General features: G+C 73.2%; 3 protein-coding genes. All 3 read left to right on the top strand.

From position 1 onward, the window contains the following. Window positions 1–547, top strand: a 547-nt coding sequence (locus BQ9890_RS10330; RefSeq protein ID WP_230297900.1) for an L-serine ammonia-lyase, iron-sulfur-dependent, subunit alpha, incomplete at its 5' end; no start/stop codon positions are given. 714 nt (window positions 548–1261) lie between these two features. Next, window positions 1262–1483, top strand: a complete 222-nt coding sequence (locus tag BQ9890_RS10335) for a hypothetical protein (protein WP_075891342.1) — start codon at window positions 1262–1264, stop codon at window positions 1481–1483. A gap of 383 nt (window positions 1484–1866) precedes the next feature. After that, window positions 1867–2127 carry a glutaredoxin-like protein NrdH gene (gene nrdH / locus BQ9890_RS10340; protein ID WP_075893037.1) on the top strand — a complete coding sequence of 87 codons (261 nt, stop codon included), beginning with the start codon at window positions 1867–1869 and terminating at the stop codon, window positions 2125–2127. The last annotated feature ends 181 nt before the right edge of the window (window positions 2128–2308 follow it).

Raw genomic sequence — 2308 nt, forward strand, 5'->3', positions numbered from 1 at the left:
CGAGGCCGGGGTCGCCCACCCCGCCGCCGCCCCCCTGCCCGGCGGCCCGTTGCTCCCCCGACTGGGGGGCACAGGCGACGAGGGCGACGAGGGCGGCGCACGCCGCAGGCGCGCGGTCCACGACTTCCTGCTGGCGGCGACCGCGATCGGCGCCCTCATCAAGACCACCGCCTCCATCGCCGGGGCCGAGGTGGGGTGCCAGGGCGAGGTGGGGTCCGCCTCCGCCATGGCCGCAGCCGGTCTGGCCCAGGCCCTGGGCGGGACGCCCCACCAGGTGGAGAACGCCGCCGAGATCGCCATGGAGCACTCCCTGGGCCTGACCTGCGACCCCGTGGGTGGTCTGGTCCAGATCCCCTGCATCGAGCGCAATGCGATCGCCGCGGTCAAGGCCATCAACGCCGCCCGCATGGCCCTGTGGGGGGACGGACGCCACACGGTCAGCCTCGACGTCGTCATCGAGACCATGCGCCAGACGGGCAACGACATGCTCTCCAAGTACAAGGAGACCTCGGCGGGCGGCCTGGCCGTGAACGTCGTGGAGTGCTGAGGGGCGAGCTCCCGTCACGGTCGTCCCCAGGCCGGGACCTCCCCTCCCCGGTGGACGAGGGAGCACCGTCCGACGTGGGAACACTGGTCGATGCACCCACCTCCGGGCGCAGAGGAGGTGCCGGTGGTCCGCAGGCAGGGTGACGAGGTCCGGGGTCAGGGGCGGCCCGCCGCCTCCCGCGTCGAGGTGGACGTCCCCCGGATCCGCCCGTGTCAGGGCGGAGGTGGGTCGCCGGGCGCGCGCGTGGCGTGGGAGGCGACCACGGCGGACCCCTCGGCAAGGAGCACGGACCCACCGATGCACCACTCCCCCTCCTGCCGCCCCTGGGCGACGCCTCCGTACTCGTCCTGTGCCTCGTCTCGGTGCTGGCACCTGGCCTCACGCTCGCGTCCTGTGGTCCCGCTGGCAACGTGCTCCCCCTTTCGGTGAGCCCCGGCGCGGGCGGGACCGCTCCCACCTCGGACACGGGAGCAGGGACCGCGTCCGGGGACACGTCACCGTCGCCGCCCTCGTCGACATCCACGGGGGCGGCCACTGGACCGCCTGGCCCGGTCCTCACGGCGGAGGACGTTGAGGGCGCCCTGGACCGCACCTCACCGGGGGGAGTGGCCCTGGTCCACCCGGACGCCGAGGCGGAGGCCTCCTGGCGCGCGCCGGGGGACGAGGACCTTCCCCCGGACGTGGTCGAACCGCCGGTGCGGCTCCCCCATCCGGATGCCGCAGACCTTGGGCGCACTGCGGGACGACCTCCCGTCGGACGTCCGGACCCTGCCGCGGGCCGACGACCCTGCGTCGGCGGACATCAAGGGAGTGACCGCGGTGACGGCACCGACGGTGCAGGACGCCGCCGTGCGCCTGGACCGCCTGGTGGAACTGGCCGGGCGGGGCCTCGCACACGGGTGCGACACGCCGATGGCCCGGACGGACACCGGATGAATCACACCGGTGTTGTCCACAGGGTGTGCACCGGACACGGAAGCTCCGTCCACAACGCCCGCAGCCGCAGCTCCCGTGTGTCGGAGGGGCGTGCGCACGCCAGATGCACATGCCCCGCGGGACCATGGTGTCGTGGCCGCAGCTTCCCCCCGCCCGGGCTCTCCACAGGCCGTCCACACCCCCGGACGGGCTGTCCACAGGAAGGTCCGGACGACACCCCGGACACAACCCCTAGTGGTCCATCGACAATCCGGACACAAGGTGTAGTGTTGCAACACGTCAAGGGCGGAAGCCGCGCCCCGAGAATGACATGTGTGTGATTACAGGGCCGTCATTCGGCCCGGTCACCGCTCCCGACAACCAGGACAGGATGGGTGCCCACGATGGCGATCACGGTCTACTCCAAGCCGATGTGCGTCCAGTGCGACGCGACCTACCGGGCGCTCGACAAGCAGGGACTCGACTACCGTTCGGTCGACGTGACCCAGGACGTCGAGGCCCTCGAGTACATCAAGGGCCTGGGCTACCAGCAGGCCCCCGTCGTCATCGCCGGCGAGGACCACTGGAGCGGCTACCGCCCCGACCGCATCAAGGCCGCGGCCGCCGCCCTTGAGGGCACCGGGCTGCGCGTCGCCCAGGCCTGACCTCCTGTCCCGGTCACCCCAGGTGGCCGGGACAGCTGTCTGACCGGGCCCCGGGTGGCCCACGGCCCCGCCCGACCGGGTGGGAGGATTGCGGGGACCCGGGCGGACCGGATCACGGACCCGCCCTCGTCACGCGGGGGTACCCCCGTCCCGCACCCCGCCCGACACACCCCGCCCGACA

Origin of the sequence: Actinomyces provencensis (genome assembly GCF_900155435.1) — a bacterium.
Classification (GTDB): Bacteria; Actinomycetota; Actinomycetes; order Actinomycetales; family Actinomycetaceae; genus Pauljensenia; species Pauljensenia provencensis.

Coding starts and splice junctions, on each gene's coding strand:
- BQ9890_RS10335 (WP_075891342.1), top strand. CDS start 1,262: ATGCCGCAGACCTTGGGCGCACTGCGGGACGACCTCCCGTCGGACGTC.
- nrdH (WP_075893037.1), top strand. CDS start 1,867: ATGGCGATCACGGTCTACTCCAAGCCGATGTGCGTCCAGTGCGACGCG.